This window comes from Mycolicibacterium septicum DSM 44393 (assembly GCF_000455325.1).
In the GTDB taxonomy this organism is placed as follows: domain Bacteria; phylum Actinomycetota; class Actinomycetes; order Mycobacteriales; family Mycobacteriaceae; genus Mycobacterium; species Mycobacterium septicum.
In genome coordinates this window covers 330237-351836 of the sequence record NZ_HG322953.1, presented here as the reverse complement: position 1 = coordinate 351836, position 21600 = coordinate 330237, and the positions used below count along the sequence as shown (strand labels likewise).

The following is a 21600-nucleotide window of genomic DNA, read 5'->3' as shown; positions in this document are numbered from 1 at the left end:
CTAGCGTGTCCCGTTCTTCGCGTACTCGGCGATCGCGTCGATATTGGTCTTGTCGATGAACGACGGACCGGTCAGAGTTGGCTGATTGCCGCCGATGACGTTGCCGTTGTTGATGAAGAGCCACAGTGAGTCGACGGCGAGGTATCCCTGCAGGAACGGCTGCTGGTCGACGGCCCATTGGACGTCACCGTTCTTGATCGAGTCGACCAGTGCGGCGTTGGTGTCGAACGTGCCGACTTTGGCCGAGCTCCCGGAATTGCGTACCGACTGCACGGCGGTCGGCGCGAACGGCGCACCAAGGGTCACCACGTAGTCGATCGATCGGTCCTGCTGCAGCTTGGCGGTGATGGTCGACTCCACCGACGGCATGTCCTTGCCGTTGACGTTGAGTGTCTCGGTGCCGGGGAAGGTGTTCTTGACGCCGGCGCAGCGGGCCTCGAGGTCGACGTGGCCTTGTTCCTGGATCACACACAGGACCTTCTTGGCACCCTCTTCGGTGAGCCGCCGGCCCGCCTCCTGCCCGGCGATGTAACCGTCCTGACCGAAGTACTCCTTGACGCCGATCTTCTGCCAGGAGTCGAGGCCGGCGTTGAACGCGACCGTGGGAATGCCTTTGCCCGTGGCATTTTCGATAGCGGTCTTCATGGCGTCCGGCTTGGCCAGCGTCACCGCGATGCCCTGCACACCGCTGTCCACGGCGGTCTGGACCAGGTTGGCCTGATTGGGCGCCTCGGGATCCGAGGAGTACCGCAGTTCGATGTTGTCTTTCTTGGCCGCGGTCTCGGCGCCCTTGCGCACCAGGTCCCAGAAGGAGTCACCCGGCACCTCGTGGGTGATCATCGCGATGGTGGCCCGCGGGGTGTCGACGGTTCCGCCGCCCATCCCGCCACCGGTGTCCCGCGGCTTTCCGCCGGTGCTGGAGCACGCGCCGGCGCCCATGACCAGCACACCCGCCGCAGCTACCACCGCGAGCCGACTGAACCTCATTGCTTCTCCTTGCCATCGACGTCACCGGGTGCTTGTGCGTCTGGGTGACAAGCGACACGGCCTCGCAGTCGATGTAATACCGCTCACATCCGAATGTCAAGACTTTGTTCGGACATTAGGACTGCATATCAAATGCCCAGGAGCGCTGCAGCGAACCCCGCACCGGTGGCGGTCAGCCACGCCGGTGCGTCAAAACCTGCAGGGCTGCAACGGCTTTGAGAGATCTAGCGATCGACGAGGGTGGTATCGAAGTAATACCGCGATGCGCGGTAGGCGTGGCTTCCGTACTCGACGACGCGTCCGGAATCGTCGAACGCGGTCCGCTCCATCACCAGCAGCGGGGCCTTCGGCTTCTCGTCGAGCAGCTTCGCCTCGTCCCGCTCGGCAGCCTTGGCGCCGATGCGCTGCTGAGCCAACCGGATGTGCACCCCACGGGAGCGCAGCGACTGGTACAGACCGGCCCGCTCGAGTTCATCGCGATCCGGCGCGATCGACGCGGGAAGGTAGTTGGTCATCAGCGCCAACGGTTGACCGCCGGACATTCGCAGCCGGCGCATCGTCACCACCTCGCTGCCCGCTTCCAGGTTGAGCCGTTCGGCGATCTCGTCGGACGCCGGACCCAACGCGTACTCGAGCACCCTGGTGGCCGGTTCCTGGCCGGCCCGCGCCAGATCGTCGAACAGACTGGTGAGTTTGACGGGACGATGCACCGGGGTCTGCACCACCTGCGTGCCCACACCGCGCTTGCGGACCAGCAGCCCCTTGTCCACCAGTTCCTGAATCGCGCGGCGCGTCGTCGGCCGGGACAGACTGAGCCGGCTGGCCAGCGCCAACTCGTTTTCGAAACGATCCCCCGGCTTGAGTTGCCCATCCAGGATTGCCTTTTCGAAGACCTGCGCAACCTGGAAGTACAGCGGCACCGGACTCGAACGGTCGAGCTCCACGGACAACGTCGGGGTCACGCTCACTCCAATCCTCGTGTCCTCCGCGCGCAGTTCGCCGGGAGTGATTGTCCAGACTACCTGCTTATGACTGAAAGTAAGAATGTCCGAACAAAGTCTTGACAGCACATGGTGACGGGGAGCACAGTCGACACCGACACCAGGCGCGCTCGTCGTCGCCGGAACGCACATACGCACATCGCACTCGGGAGTCAGTCGTGACCGATAACGCCAGCCAGCCATTCGACGTCATCGCCATCGGGCGCAGCGGCGTCGACGTGTATCCGTTGCAGGTCGGGGTGGGGCTTGACCAGGTGGAATCGTTCGGAAAATTCCTCGGTGGCAGCGCCGCCAACGTGGCAGTCGCCGCCGCCCGGCTGGGCGATCGCACCGCGCTGATCTCCGGGGCCGGCGACGACCCCTTCGGCCGGTTCGTCCGCGACGAACTGGCCCGGCTGGGTGTCGACAACCGCTATGTCAGCACCCATGGCGAGTACCCGACGCCGGTGACGTTCTGCGAGATCTTCCCGCCGGACAACTTCCCGCTGTACTTCTACCGCAAACCGTCGGCACCCGACCTGCAGATCAGTCCCACCGAACTCGACCTGGACGCCATCCGTAACGCTCGCCTGTACTGGTCGACGGTGACCGGCCTGTCCGAAGAGCCCAGCCGTAGCGCACATTTCGCAGCCTGGTCGGCTCGGGATGAGCGCTTGCGCGAAGACAATCGGCACAGCTCGCGAGCTCCTTTGACCGTTCTCGACCTCGACTACCGGCCGATGTTCTGGGAAACACCGGCCGCGGCCACCGAACAGGTTCAGCGGGCGTTGCGCCACGTCACCGTGGCGGTCGGCAATCGCGAAGAGTGTGAGATCGCCGTCGGCGAGGCCAGCCCGCACAAGGCTGCCGACGCCCTGCTCGACCTCGGCGTGGAACTCGCGATCGTCAAGCAGGGGCCGCGCGGCGTACTGGGCAAGACCAAGCAGAGCTCGGTCACCGTGCCGCCCAACGAGGTTGATGTCGTCAACGGGCTCGGTGCCGGAGATGCCTTCGGTGGCAGCCTGATTCATGGCCTGCTCCGCAACTGGCCACTGGAGAAGACCCTGCGCTACGCCAACGCCGCCGGGGCCATCGTCGCATCCCGGCTCGAATGCTCGACCGCGATGCCGACCGCCGTGGAGGTGGCCGACCTCGCCGAACAAACCGCCGTGGAGGCTGTCAATGTCTAAACCCACCGTGTGCACGGACTACGCCGCGATCACCGAACTCCGGGCGTCCGAGCCCGGCACGATCGCCGCGGCATGGCAGCACCGCACCGCCCGTCCGACCGTTCGTGGTGACGGCAAGCTCATGATCGTCGCGGCCGACCATCCGGCCCGCGGCGCACTCGCTGTCGGGTCGCGGCCCACCGCGATGAACAGCCGCACCGACCTGCTCGACCGGCTGTGCGCCGCACTCGCCGACCCGGGGGTCGACGGTGTGCTGGCGACCGCCGACATCCTCGATGACCTCCTGCTGCTCGGCGCGCTGGAGGACAAGGTGGTGTTCTCCTCGTTCAACCGAGGCGGACTGGCGGGGTCGTCCTTCGAGCTCGACGATCGGATGACGGGAGCCACCGCGGCATCGACGGCCACCGCCCGGATGAACGGCGGAAAGATGTTGTGCCGCATCGATCTCGACGATCCCGGAACGGTGGCCACGCTGGCGTCCTGCGCCCAGGCGGTCGACGCGCTCGCCGCACACGGCCTGGTGGCCATGCTGGAGCCGTTCATGTCCAGCCGGGTCGACGGCAAGGTGCGTAACGACCTGTCCCCCGATGCGGTGATCAAGTCGGTACACATCAGCCAGGGTCTGGGCTCGACCTCGGCCTACACCTGGATGAAGCTGCCCGTCGTCGACGAGATGGATCGGGTGATGGAGTCGACGACCTTGCCGACCCTCTTGCTCGGCGGCGACCCGACCGATCCCGACAAGGCCTTCGCGTCCTGGGAGAAAGCGTTGACCCTGCCGTCCGTGCGGGGCCTGATCGTGGGGCGCACCCTGCTGTACCCGCCCGATGACGATGTCAGTTCAGCGGTCGCGACCGCGGTGAAGTTGGTGAGGTGACATGCATTCGAAACTCTATATCCCGGCCCGCAGCGCCGAGCTGCCGTTCACCGTCGACGTCACCCCGGAGTCCGCCGGTTGGGCCGAATCCTCTTTGCGGGTACTGGAGCTGGACGACAGCCAGGCCGCAGAACTGCACACTGGGCACACCGAGGTGATGATCCTTCCGCTGACCGGTGGCGGCACCGTCGAATGCGGCGGGGAAACCTTCGAATTGTCACCGCGGTCGTCGGTTTTCGACGGCCCCGCCGACATGGTCTATCTCGGCATCGGTCAGGAGTACCGCCTGTCCGGTGCGGGACGCTTCGCGATCTGCGGTGCGCGGGCAACGCGTTCGTTTCCGAACCGACGGCGCGCCGCCGCCGACGTCCCCGTCGAACTTCGCGGCGCGGGCAACTGCAGCCGCCAGGTGCACAACTTCGGCACTGCGACAACATTCGAGGCCGACTCGCTGATCGCGTGCGAGGTCATCACCCCGGGTGGCAACTGGTCGAGCTATCCCGCCCACAAGCACGACGAGAACACCGAGGTGGAAACCCAGCTGGAAGAGATCTACTACTTCGAGATCGACGACAGCCCCGCCGGCACACCGGGATTCGGCTATCACCGGGTCTACGGCACCCCCGAGCGCCCCATCGAGGTGCTGGAGGAGGTCCGAACCGGGGATGTCGTGCTGGTGCCACACGGCTATCACGGACCCTCGATCGCGGCACCGGGCCACCACATGTACTACCTCAACGTGATGGCCGGCTCCGGCCCCGACCGGGCCTGGCTGATCTGTGACGACCCGAACCACACCTGGCTGCGGGGCAGCTGGGAGCACCAGGACGTGGATCCGCGTCTCCCGTTCCGTCCCTCCACCTCTCGCGAAGGAGCCTGATCCCGTGGTATCCACCGCACCGAAGTCGACCGAGAAACTGGTCGACACCGAGGGCACCGTGCGACTCACCGTGGCCCAGGCCACCATTCGCTTCCTGGCCGGCCAGTATGTGGAGCGCGACGGGGTCCGGTCCAAATTCTTCGCCGGCTGCTTCGGCATCTTCGGCCACGGCAACGTGGCCGGACTGGGCCAGGCGCTGCTGCAGGACGAGATAGCCGCAGCCGAGGCCTCGAAAGAACCCGGACTCAAGTACGTGCTGGGCCGCAACGAGCAGGCCATGGTGCACAGTGCGGTGGCCTATGCCCGGCAGAAGGACCGGCTGCAAGCCTGGGCGGTGACCGCCAGCGTCGGCCCCGGCTCCACCAACATGCTCACCGGCGCCGCGCTGGCCACCATCAACCGGCTACCGGTGCTGCTGCTGCCCGCCGACACGTTCGCCACCCGGGTCAGTTCACCCGTGTTGCAGGAACTCGAACTGCCGTCCTCCGGTGACGTCACGGTCAACGACGCCTTCAAGCCGCTGTCCCGCTACTTCGATCGGGTCTGGCGGCCCGAACAACTCCCGGCCGCCCTGCTGGGGGCCATGCGGGTGCTGACCGACCCCGTTGAGACCGGAGCCGCGACGGTGTCGATCCCCCAGGACGTGCAGGCCGAGGCGCACGACTGGCCGGAATCGCTGTTCGCCGAACGCACCTGGCACATCGCCCGCCCGCTGCCCGAACGGTCGGTGATCGCGCGCGCCGCAGAGATCGTCGCGTCGGCCCGCAAGCCGCTGATCGTCGCCGGCGGTGGCGTGCACTACTCCGGCGCCGAAGGCGTTCTGGCGGCATTGGCATCTGGCACCGGCATCCCGGTCGCCGAGAGCCAGGCCGGCAAGGGCTCGCTGCGCTACGACCATCCGCAGTCGGTCGGGGCGATCGGTTCCACCGGCACCACGGCGGCCAACGCGCTGGCGTCGGAAGCCGACGTCGTCATCGGAATCGGCACCCGATACAGCGATTTCACGTCCGCGTCGCGGACCGCGTTCAACAATCCCGACATCCGGTTCGTCAACATCAACGTGGCGTCGCTGGACGCGGTGAAGCAGGGCGGTATCAGCGTGGTCGCCGATGCGCGTGAGGCACTCGAGGCGCTGAGCACCGCGCTGGGCGACTTCCGCGTCAGCGACGAATACCGCACGCGGGTCACTGAACTGGCTGCCGAGTGGGAGGACACCGTGTCCGCGGTCTACGCGACCTCCGACGACGGCGCGGCGTTGAACCAGAACCAGGTCATCGGTCTGGTGAACACGCTGTCGGATCCGCGCGACGTGGTGGTGTGCGCGGCCGGCTCGATGCCCGGGGACCTGCACAAGATGTGGCGCACTCGTGACCGCAAGGGTTATCACGTCGAGTACGGCTACTCCTGCATGGGATACGAGATCGCCGGAGGGATCGGCGTCAAGATGGCCGATCCGGATCGCGACGTGTTCATCATGGTCGGCGACGGCTCCTACCTGATGATGGCCACCGAACTGGTCACCGCCGTACAGGAGGGCATCAAGGTCATCCCCGTGCTGGTGCAGAACCACGGATTCGCCTCCATCGGTGGGCTTTCCGAGTCGCTGGGCTCGCAGCGGTTCGGTACCTCCTACCGCTACCGCAGCGGGGACGGCCGGCTCGACGGCGACACGCTGCCGGTGGACCTGGCGGCCAACGCCGCCAGCCTGGGCGCCGACGTCATCAAGGCCACCACCGCCGCGGAGTTCACCGACGCGGTCAAGGCGGCCAAGGCCGCTGAGCGAACCACCGTCATCCACGTCGAGACCGATCCGCTGATCTACGCCCCCGACAGCCAGTCCTGGTGGGACGTCCCGGTGTCGGAGGTCTCCACGCTGGAGTCCACCCAGAGCGCCTACGCACGGTATGCGGACTGGAAGAAAGTTCAACGCCCCCTGATCAATCCGTCCGACCGCTGAAAGAGATCCATGAGCACAATTCTCGTTGGTTCGGCCCCCGACTCCTGGGGTGTGTGGTTTCCCGAGGACCCGAACCAGACGCCCTATACCCGCTTCCTCGACGAGGTGGCCGAATCCGGTTACGAATGGATCGAATTGGGCCCGTTCGGCTATCTGCCGACCGATCCGAAACAGCTGTCCGACGAACTGGCCGAGCGCAATCTCAAACTGTCCGCGGGCACGGTTTTCGAGCACCTCCATCAGGACGATTCCTGGGATGCCGTTTGGGCGCAGATCGAGGACGTGGCAAGGCTGACCGCCGCCGTCGGTGGCAAGCACGTCGTGGTGATCCCCGAGATGTGGCGTGATCCCGCCACCGGCGCGGTTCTCGAGGACCGCAACCTCACCGCTGATCAGTGGCGCAAGAAGACCCAGGGTATGAACGAGCTCGGCAAGGCCATGTTCGAGAAGTACGGCGTGCGTGCGCAGTACCACCCGCACGCTGACAGCCACGTCGACACCGAAGAGAACGTATATCGCTTCCTGGACGGCACCGACGGCGAATTCGTGAATCTGTGCCTGGACACCGGGCACATCAGCTACTGCGGCGGCGACAACATCGCCATCATCCAGCGGGCCCCCGAGCGCATCGGCTATCTGCACCTCAAGCAGGTCGATCCCGAGGTGCGGGCCAAGGTCGAGGCCGAGGACCTGCCGTTCGGCGAGGCCGTCAAGCTGGGCGCGATGACCGAACCGCCGCTCGGCATTCCGGAGATGCCGCCATTGCTGGCCGAGATCGAGAAGCTCGGCATCGACGTGTTCGCGATCGTCGAGCAGGATATGTACCCCTGCGAGGTCGACGCTCCCCTGCCCATCGCCAAGCGCACCCAGAAGTACCTGGGTTCCTGCGGTGTCCCGTCCGTTCGTTTCAGCTAGGAGCACCATGCCTGATCTTCGCATCGCCGTCCTCGGCGTCGGCATCATGGGCGCCGACCACGTCGCGCGCCTGACCAGCCGGATCTCCGGTGCCCGCGTCGTCGTGGTGAACGACTTCCTCACCGAGAAGGCCGAGGCGATCGCCGCGGGCATCCCCGGCTGCCGGGCCGTCACCGATCCGCTCGACGCCATCGCCGATCCCGAGGTCGATGCCGTCGTACTCGCCACGCCCGGGCCGACCCACGACAAACAGCTCTTGGCCTGCCTGGAGCACGGCAAACCCGTGCTGTGCGAGAAGCCGCTGACCACCGATGTCGAATCGTCCCTGGAGGTCGTCAAGCGCGAGGCCGAGCTCGGAAAACGGCTCATCCAGGTCGGTTTCATGCGCCGCTTCGACGAGGAGTACACCCAGCTGAAAAACCTGCTGGATGCCGGTGAGTTCGGCCGCGCGCTGGTGCTGCACTGTGTGCACCGCAACCCGGCCGTGCCGCCGAGCTTCGACAGCTCCATGATCGTCAAGGATTCCCTGGTCCATGAGGTCGACGTGACCCGCTTCCTGTTCGACGAGGAAATCGCCTCGATTCAGATCATGAAGCCCGCCGTCAATCCGGGTGCCCCCGAGGGCATCCAGGACCCGCAGATCGCCATCATGCGCACCGAATCCGGCAAGCATGTCGATGTCGAATTGTTCGTCACCACCGGAGTGGCCTATGAGGTGCGCACCGAGCTGGTGGGCGAAAAGGGTTCGGCATTCATCGGACTCGATGTCGGTCTGGTCCGGAAGGGCTCACCAGGCACCTGGGGTGGCACCATCACCCCCGGTTTCCGGGAGCGCTTCGGCCGGGCCTATGACATCGAGTTTCAGCGCTGGGTTGACGCGGTGCGCAATGGAATCAACGTCGACGGCCCGACCGCATGGGATGGTTACGCCGCTGCCGCGGTGTGTGCGGCCGGTGTCGAGGCGCTGGAGACCGGTCTGCCCGTCGACGTGAAGATGGTGTCGCGCGCGTCGATCCCGGGGGCATGAGCGTGAAGATCGCGCTGGATCCGACACCGTTCCACCACGACTACGAGCTACTCGAATTCCCCCGTCTGGTAGCAGAACTCGGTTACGAGTACCTGCAACTGACCCCGCACCGCGACTTCATCCCGTTCTTCAACCATCCGCGTGCCGACGACGACCTGGTCTCCAAGTTCCGCAAGGCCTGTGCGGACGCCGGCGTCGGGATCGCCTCCGTGCTGCCCGTGCTGCGCTGGTCCAGCCCGGACCCCGACGCCCGCGAGGCCGCGGTACGCAACTGGAAGCGGGTCATCCAGATCACCGTCGACCTCGGCGTCAACGTCATCAACACCGAATTCTCTGGCCGACCCGAAAAGGCCGAGGAGTCCGAGCGGGCGTTCTTCCGGTCGATGGAAGAACTGCTGCCGATCATCGAACGCGAAGGCATCGACGTCCGGATCGACCCGCACCCAGACGATTTCGTCGAGGACGGCCTGGAGGCGGTGCGGATCATCCGCGGGGTCAACTCCCCCAACATCGGCATGGTGTACGTGGCTTGCCATACGTTCCACATGGGTTCGAACATGACCGAGATCATTCGCGCCGCCGGCGAAAAACTGCGCCTAGTCCATGTCGCCGACACCATGGACCACCACCGCAGCCATGGATTGCGCTACATCACCAACCCGCCGGGCAACCCGGTGCGGGTGCACCAGCACCTGAAAATCGGTGACGGCGATATCAACTGGGACGAGTTCTTCGGCGGCCTGGCTGACATCGGCTTCTACGACCGGGACGACACCGTCATGGTGTCCTCGGTATTCGCCGAGGACGAGAACGCCCGTGAGGTGTCCCGCTATCAACTCAAGACCATGACCGAATACGTCGCGAAGTACGGGAAGTAGAAGCGTATGAGCAAGACCAATTCCCACCAGGTCGATCTCAGCCACGGCGGCATCACCCTCGGCGTTCCCGAGAACATGTAGATGCGTAGGGCAGCAACCGATCTGGTTGCCACGGCGTGGACCAGCGCCGGCAACACCTCCCCGATGGACAACCCGGCGACAAGCCCGGTGCCTATCGCTGCGCGGGTGGCCGCGATTGCGGAGGCCGGATTCACCGGCTTCGGCCTGATCGCCGACGACCTGTTGGCCATCAGGGACTCAATCGGGTTCGCCGCGTTGGGTGACCTGGCCACCGCATCAGGACTGACACACATCGAGATCGAGTTGCTCGAGCGGTGGTGGATCCCCCGAGGACGAGCCGGGCATTCCTACGATGTGCGCGATCTGCTGTTCGAGGCTGCCGATGTGTTGAGTCCCGCCTTCATCAAGATCGGCTCCGAACGGTGTTCGCGCACCACCGATCTGAGTGAACTGGTGGCTCCCCTGCGTGCGCTTGCCGAGGAGGCCGCGGCCCACGGCACCCGGGTGGCGATCGAGCCGATGCCGTTCTCGATGATCGACACGATTCCGGTGGGGCCGGCCTCATCCGGGCGGCCGCACATTCAGCGGCCGGCCTGCTCATCGATGCCTGGCATGTGTTCCGGGCAGGGACGACGATCAGCGACCTGGCTGGGTCGCTGACCCCGGAGATGATCTTCGGGGTCGAACTCGACGACGCCGCCGGCGAGGTGGTGGGCACGCTGTTCGAGGACACCGTGCACAACCGGTTGCTCTGTGGCGACGGGGATTTCGACCTAAAGGGGCTGGTGACGGTGTTGCGGCACCTCGAGTTCCGGGGCCCGTGGGGTGTCGAGATCCTGTCGGATTCGTTCCGAAGTCTCCCGGCTCGCGAGGCGCTGGGGCTCGCCGCAAAATCGGCGCTGACTGTACTCTGATGGTCAGCCGTCACCCAGGACAAGCGGCCGTACGTCACGAAGTACCGCGGGTGATCGTCGGGTGTGGAGGCTGCGCGGTTACCAGGATCCGGACGGATCCAGCCTCCACACCCGACGACGTCTATCTCAGAGGATGTAGAGCAACCTAGTCCTGGTGTTTTACCGCGTTGTGTCACTGTTGAAAATGATGGATAAATAGACTCCTACCAGGGGTTATCACGAACTATCAAATACTGCCAAACAGCACCAACTGCGGACCGAGTGCGGACCAAGCACACACTGAATCGTCTTGCCGATATTGTCCTAACGGGACTATGCCGGGGAGGAAACGGATGGATGGGTGGTATTACACGCCGGGTTGGGGAGCGTTGGGAACGATCACGGTCGCTGTGATTGCCGTTCTGTTCAACCTGCGTTCAAACCGACGCACCCTCCGCCTGTCGGGAGAGCAGTTCACAAAATCCCAGAGTCACGCCCAAGCAGTGCTAGACACGTCCATCGCCCAGTTCGAACGGGTCCGTGAGGAGGCTCGGCTCGACAAGCTTCGGATCGAGATAATCGGTCTGATAAATGCGCTCGCGGAACGCACGGTCAAGCTTGACAAAGCGATCGGTCAGATCGATGAAGTTGTTGAGGGGATAGCGCGAGCCGAAGAGGACTTGGATTATCGTTTCGACCGGGTAGACAAGGCGATGCGAGCAATCATGGCCGCAGAATACTGGGGCGTCTACAACCAAATAAGCGGGCATGCGTTCGCGATCCGACTGCTTACCAAGGATGAGGAACTACTCGCATTGCTCAATCAACTGCAGCCCATCATTGCCGAAGAGAGGACGCACTACGAAGGGGTGGTGATGGTGCGCCAACTACGTCGGCGGCGAGAAGACGAGCGTCTACGTGCAAGCCTCCTGGACGACGAGGTCAGACGACTTACAAAACAACTGACGAGCTACGCGCTAGTCAATCTCCGCAACCACACCACCTCCGAATAGGCGAATACCCCCGGCGAACCGGGGGCAACCTTGGCGGCACCCGCTCCTATGCGGTGCCGCTCACCCGCTCTTGGACGTTGACGGGTGCCGGTTCTGTAGATGCAACAAAACCCCACCCGCTGGTTGCACAGTACGGGTGAGGTCTCATCGGGCGCGCATCCCTTTTCAGGCGCGCCTTCCAACCATGGGGACTTTCGAGGTGCCATGGCTGGCATTGCCTACTTGCGCTTGTCGGCCTTGGCCTCAAGCTTGGCACGGGCTGCGCGAGACAACTTGGCGGTTGCCTCGTAGCGCTCATCCTTTTGCTTCATTTGTCTCAAATCCTTTTAGTTGCTTGATGCTTCGACACTGAGCCAGCGGTAGCCGAAGTCAGTGCCGTAGATCGTGGGTTCGTCCCACTCGACAGGTCCGTTCACGAGATAGGTTGTGTCACCGATCTTTACGTGGTCCCCCGGTTGCACTTGGATAGCTGCATCCTTGGGGAATCCGGCCTGACCGGTGGTGTCCTGCAATCCTGGGAAGTGACGTAGCGCACGAGCACTGACACCGCCGATGATCACACCGTCAATCTCCCCTAGGTAAGCATCCTCAGGTGAGTTGGTGGCTTCACCCTTCCACGAACGCTCAAAGCGCCAGACTTTCGCGGTACTCACTTACGCTGCCCTTGCCCTAAACCGGTTGAGAACAAACGTCTCAGCGACAGTCCAGGAACCGAACGCGGTACGAAACCCAATCGACTGCGGGCCATACGTTTCCTGATATTCAAGGCCTTTGGCATTAGAGATGACACGGGCACTTGCTCCCAGCACCACAGCGGCAATCTCATCGTTAGGCACGTGATCAGTGAATCCGACACCACGGGTATAGCTTTCGGCCAGTGAAGTTACCACTTGGATAACCGTATTAGCCTGGGCCACATCCACGGTGCGATTCAGGAATGCGCCCAAATCAGTTGCGGTAACCATCATTTAGGCCACAGTTAGAAGGGTCACAGCCTTAGGCTGAAGTAGTGCCACGTCGAACCTCGCGGTGACACGGATACCTACGGTGTCGTAATCGCCGAAAGTCTGATCGAGTACTGCGACGGTGGGGTTCTGGTCGCGGGCAACCACAACCTTGCTAAAGTCCACGAGCGCTACACGCGCCTTACCCGACACGTCGGGAATATCGTCGGTGATCACCACAGGCAGTCCGAACAGCTGGAAAGCAACACCGTTCTGAATGGTGTTCGGTTCGATCACGTAGCGACGGTCACCAGTACCGACCTTCACCTTGCGGATAGCTGCGAAGCTGGCAGGAGTCATCACAAAATGTGTTGGGCTGACGTGGTTTCCCTGCGCTGCTGCGAGACCATCAATCAGGCTGTCAGGGTCGGCAAGATCCAAAACGCCAGTGGTGACGCCGGTCTGGCGAAGGATGCCCTTGATCGTGTCCGAAGTGCCAGTGCCGTCATAGAGTGCGGCATCCAACACGTTGGAAACGTCGGTGACCAAACGAGTGGAGAGCACCTGATCCAATGCACCCACGGTGTGAGTTGCCTGGCGCACCAGCTCATTTGAGACTTTGGTCAGGCTCTTGATTCCCTTAAGGGTCGACGGAAGTAGTTGCACTTCATCGAAAGCGACTGCGCTATCGGTGATCTGAACACCTGCGGCCACGAAAGCAGCAGAAGCACCCGACGCAATGCGGGGCACGCGGACAGGTCCAGCGGAGTCGATAATTTGTGGGCCAGCCGACAGGAACGTAGATACCTGCTCAAGCGGTTCTACTAGGAGCTTGGCGACTTCTGCCGCCGAGAGAGTCGGCTGAGTAGCCGGAGTCTGAATAGCCATTTCTGAATGTCCTTGAATAGCAGTGTGAAACGACTGCCATCAGGACAGAGGTAGGAATGGGTATCAGACCCTCAAGTGTGGGAGAGACTGCGAATCAATCGCTTTGGTCTCTCACCGGGTTTAGACCGATTGTTGCAAGCGGCCAAGGAGTGAGAATGGTTCATCTTTGGTGCTGGTGACACCTTGGCCGACACTGCCGGAAGCCTTGCGTGCGGCTAGGTGTGGCTTGCGTGTGGTCAGTTCGTCAATTGCCGCAGTGAGCTTGTCGTCGTCAAGTAGTTCAGCGTCATAGGGCAAATCGTCTGGGTCGGCCAGCTTGCCGGTAGCGGACACTTTCGCGGTGAACAGTTCACGCATTACGGCGTCTAGGTTCTGTTCGGCAGTCTCGGCGCGGTGACGGTTGTCTTTGGCTTCTGTGCGTAGTTTCTCGACATAGGCGCGCGGGAACGTACCGCTATGGTCGTCGTTTTCCTCGGTCACCTGTTCAGCGTCGAGCTGGTCGGTTTCCTCGGCTTGGGTTTCGTCAGTATCGGACATGACGGTTCCTCTCTCAGATGGGGCCGCAATAGCCCCCATTTGCCCTCAGGTGCGATCAAGAGGTCGGGCATGGGTGGAAACATGCGGGTTAAGCAGCGGGCTTCTGAGGCGGTTTTCCGGTCATCGTGTCCAGGTCACGTGAGAACGCGGCGAACTTCAGATCGTGACCCACCTGAGCCTCTTCCCTGGTGTTCGCTAGCTCCTCTTCCACCTCGTCGGCAGTCAGGCCTAGACGCTTCAGGACACCCTTACGGGAGAGGATTCCGGCGCTATACAGCTTGACCGCGTAGTCCGCCTCCTGAGCCTGCGAACGGGTATCCGCCGGGGACCACACCACGCGGGCAATCACCGAGTCTGGATCTACCCCGTCACGGATAGCGACCAGTAGCCGCGCAACCGCTTCCCAACCGACCCCGTAAATGCGCTGACGTGCTTCAGCTCGGGCCACTAGCGCGGCCTCAGCGGCTCGCAAAGCGTCGGCAGACGTGACCGATTCCTGTAGCAACCCGACATAGTGAGCCGGTAGGCCAGAAACCATCATTGCCTGACTGATCAGCACGCGAATACCGGATTCGAAAGTCTTGAGGTCAGCGGCAGGCAACGCGCCGAACTTAGATTCGGCAGCCTCCGAGACCATCATTCGATTCGACTCAGGGAACGGGTTAACCGCCTCGGTCACAACCTCGCCCGTGTCAGGATCTATGACCGGCTGGCCCTGGTCGTCGGTGACCGGCTTCTCGACTAGTTCAATACCAGTGGCGTATCGCCTTGGCCTACCTGCATATTCGGACGCAATGAGCATGTCAGTCAGTAGCTTGTTGATTCCATCCTGAAGACTCAGCAGGTCGTCAATCGCGCTTGAATCATCGCCAATGGGGACCACAGGAACCACACCCAAGGTATGCGGAACGGTTTCCACGAGTGCATATCCCGCGTTACCGGAACTAGGCGAATTAGAGCGCCAATGCTCCACCCGGTCGGGGTAGTACACCCAAGCCTCGGTCGTCGTCTTGGTACGAACGCGCTTGACCGCCTTAACCACGTCGCGCGTCACAGGGTCACGCTGCGCAATCACCTGCTTAGGTGATTCAACAGTGGCCCTAGGCTTTCCGTTGCTATCAGTCCAGACAAGCACATACCCGACGCCATACAGCAGTGCGTCCCTATGTACTTGCGCCGCGAGCTGGTCAAGATCCGAATATTCGAACAAACTCCAAGCGTCGGTACCCTCAACACCGGATAGGCGCAGACGTTCTTGCAAGCTCACCACAGCGGTACGGCACAGATTTGAGGACAACTGATCAAAGTTGCGCAGAGCCACCTTGGCCTCTGGGCTTAGGAAGCTAAGCGGGCTGTTCCCGTTAAAGTAGTTGTCCAGCACGCGGTATCGGTACTGTGGTGCGTCCAGGGCTTGTAGCAGTTCGATTAGATCGTCGGTCATAAGTTGAAAGTCCTTTGTGTTTACCACGATCCGGCGCGGTAATGCTTCTTAGGATGAGAGGCAAGCCAGCTCGCACGCGAATAGCCCATCACCAGACACGCCGCAAGGTCGATCTTGTGTGCGTGCACGCTGCGAGACGCCTTGTCGAGTCGCATACCCCGACTGTCTTGAACCACAACAGCATTGCTGACGTGAGCTGCTAAACGTGCATCGCCGCTATGCGTCAGACCGGCGTTCGTGCAAGCCTTATACAGGTCCGTGGTGGCGGCAGTGAGGCGAGACGGTGAGTGTGGAAACTCCATCACCGGAATGCCTTCAGCGGCCAGGACTTGCAAAGTGCGGGTGAACCGGAACGGATCGGCCACCAATTCCCTTACATTCCAGCGTTTGCAGGCCTCTCTAATCGCGTCCTCAACCTCAAGCACGGGTGAGCGCCAGCTCTTATCGCCGGGGTTCTCCCACAGGGCGACAACGTCCACGTGCGGTACCGTCTCCACAGAGGCGACCAGTAGACCGGTGGAGTCGTTGTTGAACGAACCATCCAGGGCTAGAACAACCTCCGAACCGTCAGGGACCGGCGAGTCGGTCGAGAGTGAATCCCAAAGGCCCAGAGGTAGGAACTCCCCCATCGTGTCGTTGACGAACTGACACAGCCTAGAGCGGCGAAAACTGTTCTCACGAGTAGTCTTAACCAAAATTCGGAAAGAGTCAGGGTCTAGAAAATCGCCATAAGCGGGGTTCGCAAGGCGTGCGCAGTGCTCGCAGTCCACAGGGTGAGACTGGTACCCCTCTGCGGAAAACTCACGCCACACAATGAAGTCGTCGCCCAGCTCGTGGTGCATGTTGCGCCAGTCGGTCAATACGCTGTCTGTCGGATCGGGGCCGGGTGTGCCAATGCCTACCAGCGTCGACACTGGACGCTTACCCAGCGCCAACATGAGCACCTCGACCGTTTCACGCGGGGTAACGCCAAGCTCATCCACCAGGCACAGCGAATAGTTCAATCCCTCAAGCGATTCCGGCTCGCTCACCAGACAGCGAAAGTCAGACCGGTTACGTGGCACGTACAGCCGCTCGCGTCCAACTTGGCACCGCGCCAACAGCTCTGGCGATGTTTCGACCAGAGTGCGGGCCAGCGTGAAAATGATCTGTGCTTGATCCTGATTACGTGCACAAACCACAATCGAGCCACCATCTGCACCCGTGAACAGTTCGTAAACCGCCAGCGCCGCAAGCAAACTCGACTTGCCATTACCGCGCCCAATCATCCAGCCCGCTAGCCGTGGTCGCGGCGAACGATCAAGCACACTGCCCACTAGGCCGATCTGCCAATCCCGCAGCACGAGAGGCTTACCCGCGCCATAACCATGCGGGACACGTAGGAAACGACGGCAGAACTGGGCGAAACGCTGCGACTCGGTACCGCGAGGACGCCACGGCAACGGTGAACTGTCGGCCTGAGACTTAGGACCCCGGTCCATTAGCTAAATCCTGAAACTCATCCGGTTTGATCCTCAATTAATTCCGTGCTCGCTTTAGCCGGGGTGTCGGGAAGCGATGGCCACTCAGGGGGTACTCCCCACCTGCATAGATACCGTTGATCAGCGTTGTTTGCTCGGCTGTTGGCTCACTGGTGGGTGTGGTGTTGTCGCTGCTCAACGCGGGTGTGTTCGTATCTAGGTTCAAACACGGTGTGCGAGCTGGTGTTTCACCATTTGCCGCATTGCTGAACAATGGGAAAAGAATGGCTCACGATTGGCGTTGGACGTTTACGCCTCGTGCTGCGCCACGTTTCCGATTGCAGCTCGCGCATACCACTGCGAGCGATCCATTTCGAAAGTCTTTGAGGGTGAGTCGCTTTCCCCGTTCGACTTTCTCCCATGCTTGCGGGGAATGGTCCACACCTAGGTTTTCGGTGCTACCGCAATCGGTGCACCACGGCTGGATCTTGCGTGCTTGCTCGGAGAGTTTTTGCCACCATGCCGGATAGCCTCGTGCCGTCGAACTTGGAGTGACTTTCCTCATTCGGTGTTCATCACATCGAGAGTTGGGCGACGGTTCACCACAAACTAGGCACGGCTTGATGGTTGAACTTCCCACACATTTCCTGCTGGCACGTATCCCACAATGCGACAGCGGATTCCGTCTACGTTCACTTGCTGGCCTATGTGTGCACGTGGGTAGTTCTCAACGGGTACGTACTCAATCATATTCGTGGTCAAGCGCTTTGGCTTGCATGCGTTGCAATAGGTCAATCAGATTGGTAAGCAAGCTGGTATCCATCGCAATATGAGACACGGTGTTGTCTGGATGTGCGAACGTGAGTGCGTGAATGGCAGTCTCACCTACTCCGACCACCGCACCGTCGACACTTATTGCTGTGTAAAAGGTTTGGTTCATCTTGTGGCCGTGAGCTTTCGGTCGAGCGCTTCCCGGAGCGACACGCATAGGTCACGTGTCAGTGTCACGACGTGCACGGGTTGTTCCGTGCCACAGTCGAATACAAGATCCATCTGTGCGCCCGTGTTGGCTAGGACGTGGACAGTGTGGGGACGTGTCTCGATGGTTGGTTGTGCTGACTTGGTCCTGCGCACACAGTGCGGATCAATGTCTACGTATGCACTCACGCTGGTACCCCTAGCCGATAGTCCCGCACTACCTCACTAATCCAATTGCGTGCACACTGCACAAGGTGAGCAAGGCTATGGTCGACGCATAGACCGGACATGTCAGGCTGTGGGTACTCAACACCGAGCAAGCGTGCTACGGGTAGCGCGTCACCGTTGTTCCAGCAATGGCGTGCGAATTCGAGCTGACGTTCTGTGATTCCGACCGTTGGATCGAAGGGCGTCATACGCGATGCTGGGCACCGTGGACGTGTCGCACGGAATTGACCGGGGTACTTGGCTTTACCGTGTAGTGCGATTTCCCCATCACGGACTAGGGCAATGCTGCGTCCGCAGTGTGGGCAGACTACGCGGATAGTGGTCGCGGCCATGTCTCAAGCTCCTCGCGATAGTGCGTGTAGCAGATGTCATCGCCTGGTGTGGCGTAACTTTCGCAGCCGGTCCGGTTGCACTTCGGGCGCTGCCCACGCTCAATTGCGTCGTAGCATTTCCAGCACAACGGGATACCGTCCACGGTGGTGTAGTGCCAGTTGTCACACTTGCTACATTTCATCTTCGCCGTGTCCAATTCTGCCCGTGGTTCTGCAACGTCAATAGCCGGTGGCGTATCGGTCCCTGTATGGTCCCGTAGTGCGTCAGCATCCTCAACGAGTGGTTTTGTGTAGGTGTCGGTTTCTGGCGCTTCTGCAAGCAAATCACGGTGTCGGCGCTGACGTTCCTTATCCATCTCGCGCCTGTGTTGCACCTTCGCCGCTACCTCATTTTGTGCTGTCTTGGCGACTATTGCCCTGTCGTGCTTGGTTTTTCCGGCACGCTCTCGTGCATCCGCACTGGACTGTAGCGCTTCATGTGGGGTTTGAGGAGTGACGAAATCTACTGCCCAAGTGTCATTTTCAACTTGCCACGCAAGTCCCGCGCTCGCGATGGCCTCAACAGCATCATCGGTGAGATGTTCTACCCGCAGTATTGCCCCCGAGAGGCTGAATTCGCCATCCGTGTAACCACTTTCAGACGTAGCCGAGAGCCGCATCGCATGAAGCATAAGGTTGATGAAAGCCAGCGTGTACTCAGGTGGCAAGTGTTGCTGGACGCGTCGGTCAGCGGCCCAAAGCGCAGGGTTGATATCCAAATTCACGTTGACAGTGTTGATGTCGCTCACAGGCCCGAGCCCTTCGCCGTCGCGGCCTCGATGTCGGCAATGAAGCGGTAGCAATCCTCTGCGGTGTACCAGAGCTTGCCCGCGTACTTGACCGACTTAGGGCCGTAACCCTTTGCACGCCAGTCATATAGCGTCCGTGGCGTCACACCAAGAATTTCGGCGGCACCGTCAATTTCCAGCCGACCTCGACGTGTCAGTTCCATCAGTTTCGCGGACATAGCGAGCCTCGATGCTCCAATAGTGCTGTGCCCCAATGTAATAGATAACTCAGATGTATCTACTGGGGTTGGCGAGAGATGACATACCTCGCTTGTATTCACCTTAAGTATACACCCGAATACGTTGCTAGGAGTGAAATTACAGCTGTTCCGGCTCTGTCGAGACTGTGCCCAAAATGCGCTCACGTGGCCTCTCTTGTGTCGTCGCTGATCTAATTGTCGCACCGTGTGGTTCTAGGCCTGACCAGCGGAAATCACACATAGCGATCAGGACAGATGTCAAGCTGGTCAACGGAACTCACCTACTCCGCCCTCTAGGCTGGAGCGAAGCGACCTACGTTTTGCCGACCAGCTCAGAACCGTACTTCTGTCACGCGTGACAAGAGCGTGACAAAAGCGTGATACGCGCAGGTCAACGCGTGCGGTTGGAGCCTAGAAGAGAAGAGAACAGAATAGAACAGCAAAGAAGAGGAGAGAAAAGAAGCGCAAAAGCTGTTTTCAATCAGACCCCATCGACCGCCACACTGCCCCAGCTTCTCGGGTGTCGCACTCCCCCAGACAGAAGTTGCCGGGAACGGTTTTCGTGACAGACGAACGGGTGCTCATCGAACGCCACCCTTTGCCGTGGTCCGCTCCTGCTCGTCCAACCAAGCCAGAACGTCAGCTTTGCGATAGCGGATCTTGCGACCCACGCGGAATGAACGCGGACCTTTACCCTTGCTGCGGTACCACCTCAGTGTCGCCTCTGGGATACCCGCGTACGCGGAAACCTCTGCAACATCGGGTATTTCAGACAGTTGTTCAAGAGACATGTTGTCTCCCTTGTGGTCCCGTTTCGCACGGGTCACGCCTTGGGCCATTGGCCCATGGTCATACTCGGTTCTCCTCCAAGTTCGTGCATAACCAACTCACCATGATAACGCCATTCGGTTTTACCCGGTTTGACCCCGTTCCCACCTCTGACCAGGCAGTATTCGCAATCGGTCCTGGCAGAACCGCTGAGGCGTACGATTTGCCCATGAGCAAGCGCAACCCCTCAGACTTGGGCTATATCGAGGACCGTTGGTTTGATAGCGACGGCCAGCCCAAGGCCCGCAACGGGCAAGGCAAGCGTTACCGCGCACGTTGGGTAGACGACGACGGCAAAGAACGGTCGGCCAGCTTCGCAAGTGAGAAAGCGGCCAAAGCACACCTCAAGTCAGTCGCACGCGGTGAATACGCCAACACAACTGGCAAGCTCACGTTCAAACAGTTCTTTGACCAGTGGCGTGAAACCCAAGTGTGGGCACCCGGCACCGTGCGGAAAGTCGACCAGGCAATCGGTTGTGTCACTTTCGGTGATGTGCCACTAGAACGGCTGCGGCCCAGCCATATCCAGTCATGGGTTAAGGCGATGGTCGATAAACCACTGGCACCCAACACTGTTCGATCACGGTTCGACCATATCCGCGCTGCGATCCGCGCTGCCGTTGCCGACAGGGCTATTCCGTTCGATGTGACTACATCGACAACGCTTCCCCGGGCGCGGAAAGCTGAGGCCGCAATGGTCATTCCCACCACGGCGCAGGTAGGTGAGGTACTTCGCTGCGCGCCTGAACAATTCACGGCTTTCGTAGCACTGTGTGCTTTCGGTGGCCTCCGGCTCGGAGAAGCTGCAGGACTGAAGGTCTCAGACATTGACTTCATGCGCCGCGAGGTTCATATACAGCGGCAGGCACAAGTCACCAAAGGTGGCGGCGTGGACATTAGGCCACCCAAGTACGGCTCTGAGCGGACCGTCTACCTACCCCAAGATCTTGTGACCATGCTTTCCGAGCATGTTCGGATGCATTGCCCCGGTGATGATTCAGACCGTTGGATGTTCCCCGGCGAGGGTGATGACCCCCTACACCAGAATTCGGCGGGGTACCTGTGGGGCAAGACACGTGACTCAGCCAAGGTCAGTTTCCGACTGCACGATCTACGGCACTTCTACGCCTCAGGTCTGATTGCTGCCGGGTGCGACGTGGTGACCGTTCAGCGGGCCATGGGGCACGGTTCTGCGTCATTGACACTGAACACGTACTCGCACTTGTGGCCCAAGGCGGAGGACCGGACACGCAACGCTGCGGCCCAGATGCTGAACGAGGCACTTACTGCGGACCGGGTGCGGACCCAGACACAATAAA

The 21600-nt window shown here is 61.3% G+C and carries 22 protein-coding genes; 11 read left to right on the top strand and 11 right to left on the bottom strand.

Annotation, left to right across the window (positions count from 1 at the left end):
• A complete protein-coding gene (locus tag TX88_RS28555; RefSeq protein WP_044522718.1) occupies positions 1-987 on the bottom strand; it encodes a substrate-binding domain-containing protein in 987 nt (328 codons plus the stop codon).
• Between the two features lie 224 nt (positions 988-1211).
• Complete coding sequence (locus TX88_RS28550; protein ID WP_044524186.1) at positions 1212-1949, bottom strand: GntR family transcriptional regulator; 738 nt, start codon at positions 1947-1949, stop codon at positions 1212-1214.
• Positions 1950-2146: 197 nt separating this feature from the next.
• Here TX88_RS28550 and iolC point away from each other — a divergent pair, with 197 nt between their 5' ends.
• The 10 genes from iolC (at position 2147) to TX88_RS28505 (ending at position 11618) form a co-directional block, all read left to right on the top strand.
• Entirely contained in the window at positions 2147-3157 is a 1011-nt protein-coding gene (gene iolC, locus TX88_RS28545; protein ID WP_044522716.1) for a 5-dehydro-2-deoxygluconokinase, read from the top strand.
• Entirely contained in the window at positions 3150-4034 is an 885-nt protein-coding gene (locus TX88_RS28540) for a Cgl0159 family (beta/alpha)8-fold protein (RefSeq protein WP_044522714.1), read from the top strand. The genes iolC and TX88_RS28540 overlap by 8 nt, the downstream gene beginning before the upstream one ends.
• A 1-nt stretch (position 4035) precedes the next feature.
• A complete protein-coding gene (gene iolB, locus TX88_RS28535) occupies positions 4036-4914 on the top strand; it encodes a 5-deoxy-glucuronate isomerase (RefSeq protein ID WP_044522712.1) in 879 nt (292 codons plus the stop codon).
• Between the two features lie 4 nt (positions 4915-4918).
• Complete coding sequence (gene iolD, locus TX88_RS28530; RefSeq protein WP_044522709.1) at positions 4919-6871, top strand: 3D-(3,5/4)-trihydroxycyclohexane-1,2-dione acylhydrolase (decyclizing); 1953 nt, start codon at positions 4919-4921, stop codon at positions 6869-6871.
• Positions 6872-6880: 9 nt separating this feature from the next.
• Positions 6881-7786, top strand: a complete 906-nt coding sequence (locus tag TX88_RS28525; RefSeq protein WP_044522706.1) for a sugar phosphate isomerase/epimerase family protein — start codon at positions 6881-6883, stop codon at positions 7784-7786.
• 7 nt (positions 7787-7793) lie between these two features.
• Positions 7794-8813, top strand: a complete 1020-nt coding sequence (locus tag TX88_RS28520; RefSeq protein ID WP_044522705.1) for a Gfo/Idh/MocA family protein — start codon at positions 7794-7796, stop codon at positions 8811-8813.
• Positions 8814-8815: 2 nt separating this feature from the next.
• Positions 8816-9691 (top strand): sugar phosphate isomerase/epimerase family protein, encoded by an 876-nt coding sequence (locus TX88_RS28515; RefSeq protein WP_044522704.1) that lies wholly within the window; start codon positions 8816-8818, stop codon positions 9689-9691.
• 81 nt (positions 9692-9772) lie between these two features.
• Positions 9773-10372: a hypothetical protein gene (locus TX88_RS28510; RefSeq protein WP_244438698.1), complete on the top strand. Its 600-nt coding sequence runs from the start codon at positions 9773-9775 to the stop codon at positions 10370-10372.
• Positions 10327-10626 carry an apurinic/apyrimidinic endonuclease family protein gene (locus TX88_RS35415; RefSeq protein WP_244438697.1) on the top strand — a complete coding sequence of 100 codons (300 nt, stop codon included), beginning with the start codon at positions 10327-10329 and terminating at the stop codon, positions 10624-10626. The genes TX88_RS28510 and TX88_RS35415 overlap by 46 nt, the downstream gene beginning before the upstream one ends.
• Before the next feature lie 332 nt (positions 10627-10958).
• Positions 10959-11618, top strand: a complete 660-nt coding sequence (locus tag TX88_RS28505; protein WP_044522699.1) for a hypothetical protein — start codon at positions 10959-10961, stop codon at positions 11616-11618.
• A 326-nt stretch (positions 11619-11944) separates the two neighbouring features.
• Here the strand turns inward: TX88_RS28505 and TX88_RS28500 are convergent, their stop codons facing one another.
• The 9 genes from TX88_RS28500 to TX88_RS33570 form a co-directional block, all read right to left on the bottom strand.
• Positions 11945-12271 carry a hypothetical protein gene (locus tag TX88_RS28500; RefSeq protein WP_044522694.1) on the bottom strand — a complete coding sequence of 109 codons (327 nt, stop codon included), beginning with the start codon at positions 12269-12271 and terminating at the stop codon, positions 11945-11947.
• Positions 12272-12586: a hypothetical protein gene (locus TX88_RS33575; protein ID WP_084622225.1), complete on the bottom strand. Its 315-nt coding sequence runs from the start codon at positions 12584-12586 to the stop codon at positions 12272-12274.
• The gene (locus TX88_RS28495; RefSeq protein WP_044522683.1) at positions 12587-13450 is read right to left on the bottom strand and encodes a phage major capsid protein; all 864 of its coding nucleotides are present in this window, start codon (positions 13448-13450) and stop codon (positions 12587-12589) included.
• A gap of 120 nt (positions 13451-13570) precedes the next feature.
• Positions 13571-13987 (bottom strand): hypothetical protein, encoded by a 417-nt coding sequence (locus TX88_RS28490; RefSeq protein WP_044522675.1) that lies wholly within the window; start codon positions 13985-13987, stop codon positions 13571-13573.
• Between the two features lie 88 nt (positions 13988-14075).
• Positions 14076-15428, bottom strand: coding sequence for a phage portal protein (locus tag TX88_RS28485; protein ID WP_044522673.1), 1353 nt, complete (start codon positions 15426-15428; stop codon positions 14076-14078).
• Positions 15429-15448: 20 nt separating this feature from the next.
• Positions 15449-16696, bottom strand: a complete 1248-nt coding sequence (locus tag TX88_RS28480) for a terminase large subunit domain-containing protein (RefSeq protein WP_322786877.1) — start codon at positions 16694-16696, stop codon at positions 15449-15451.
• Positions 16697-18401: 1705 nt separating this feature from the next.
• Complete coding sequence (locus TX88_RS34390; protein ID WP_162563226.1) at positions 18402-19214, bottom strand: hypothetical protein; 813 nt, start codon at positions 19212-19214, stop codon at positions 18402-18404.
• A complete protein-coding gene (locus TX88_RS34385; RefSeq protein ID WP_162563225.1) occupies positions 19211-19432 on the bottom strand; it encodes a helix-turn-helix transcriptional regulator in 222 nt (73 codons plus the stop codon). The genes TX88_RS34390 and TX88_RS34385 overlap by 4 nt, the downstream gene beginning before the upstream one ends.
• A gap of 602 nt (positions 19433-20034) precedes the next feature.
• Positions 20035-20244, bottom strand: coding sequence for a helix-turn-helix transcriptional regulator (locus tag TX88_RS33570; protein ID WP_084622305.1), 210 nt, complete (start codon positions 20242-20244; stop codon positions 20035-20037).
• A gap of 206 nt (positions 20245-20450) precedes the next feature.
• On the opposite strand from TX88_RS33570, the gene TX88_RS28475 reads away from it, so the two are divergent.
• Positions 20451-21599, top strand: a complete 1149-nt coding sequence (locus TX88_RS28475) for a tyrosine-type recombinase/integrase (RefSeq protein ID WP_084622223.1) — start codon at positions 20451-20453, stop codon at positions 21597-21599.
• Position 21600 lies beyond the last annotated feature (1 nt).

Bases quoted from the DNA above. Each gene is read 5' to 3' on its own strand.
- TX88_RS28555 (WP_044522718.1), bottom strand. From the start codon at position 987: ATGAGGTTCAGTCGGCTCGCGGTGGTAGCTGCGGCGGGTGTGCTGGTC.
- TX88_RS28540 (WP_044522714.1), top strand. From the start codon at position 3,150: ATGTCTAAACCCACCGTGTGCACGGACTACGCCGCGATCACCGAACTC.
- iolB (WP_044522712.1), top strand. From the start codon at position 4,036: ATGCATTCGAAACTCTATATCCCGGCCCGCAGCGCCGAGCTGCCGTTC.
- TX88_RS28525 (WP_044522706.1), top strand. From the start codon at position 6,881: ATGAGCACAATTCTCGTTGGTTCGGCCCCCGACTCCTGGGGTGTGTGG.
- TX88_RS28520 (WP_044522705.1), top strand. From the start codon at position 7,794: ATGCCTGATCTTCGCATCGCCGTCCTCGGCGTCGGCATCATGGGCGCC.
- TX88_RS28510 (WP_244438698.1), top strand. From the start codon at position 9,773: ATGCGTAGGGCAGCAACCGATCTGGTTGCCACGGCGTGGACCAGCGCC.
- TX88_RS28505 (WP_044522699.1), top strand. From the start codon at position 10,959: ATGGATGGGTGGTATTACACGCCGGGTTGGGGAGCGTTGGGAACGATC.
- TX88_RS33575 (WP_084622225.1), bottom strand. From the start codon at position 12,586: ATGATGGTTACCGCAACTGATTTGGGCGCATTCCTGAATCGCACCGTG.
- TX88_RS28495 (WP_044522683.1), bottom strand. From the start codon at position 13,450: ATGGCTATTCAGACTCCGGCTACTCAGCCGACTCTCTCGGCGGCAGAA.
- TX88_RS28490 (WP_044522675.1), bottom strand. From the start codon at position 13,987: ATGTCCGATACTGACGAAACCCAAGCCGAGGAAACCGACCAGCTCGAC.
- TX88_RS28485 (WP_044522673.1), bottom strand. From the start codon at position 15,428: ATGACCGACGATCTAATCGAACTGCTACAAGCCCTGGACGCACCACAG.
- TX88_RS28480 (WP_322786877.1), bottom strand. From the start codon at position 16,696: ATGATTGGGCGCGGTAATGGCAAGTCGAGTTTGCTTGCGGCGCTGGCG.
- TX88_RS34385 (WP_162563225.1), bottom strand. From the start codon at position 19,432: ATGTCCGCGAAACTGATGGAACTGACACGTCGAGGTCGGCTGGAAATT.
- TX88_RS33570 (WP_084622305.1), bottom strand. From the start codon at position 20,244: ATGTCTCTTGAACAACTGTCTGAAATACCCGATGTTGCAGAGGTTTCC.
- TX88_RS28475 (WP_084622223.1), top strand. From the start codon at position 20,451: ATGAGCAAGCGCAACCCCTCAGACTTGGGCTATATCGAGGACCGTTGG.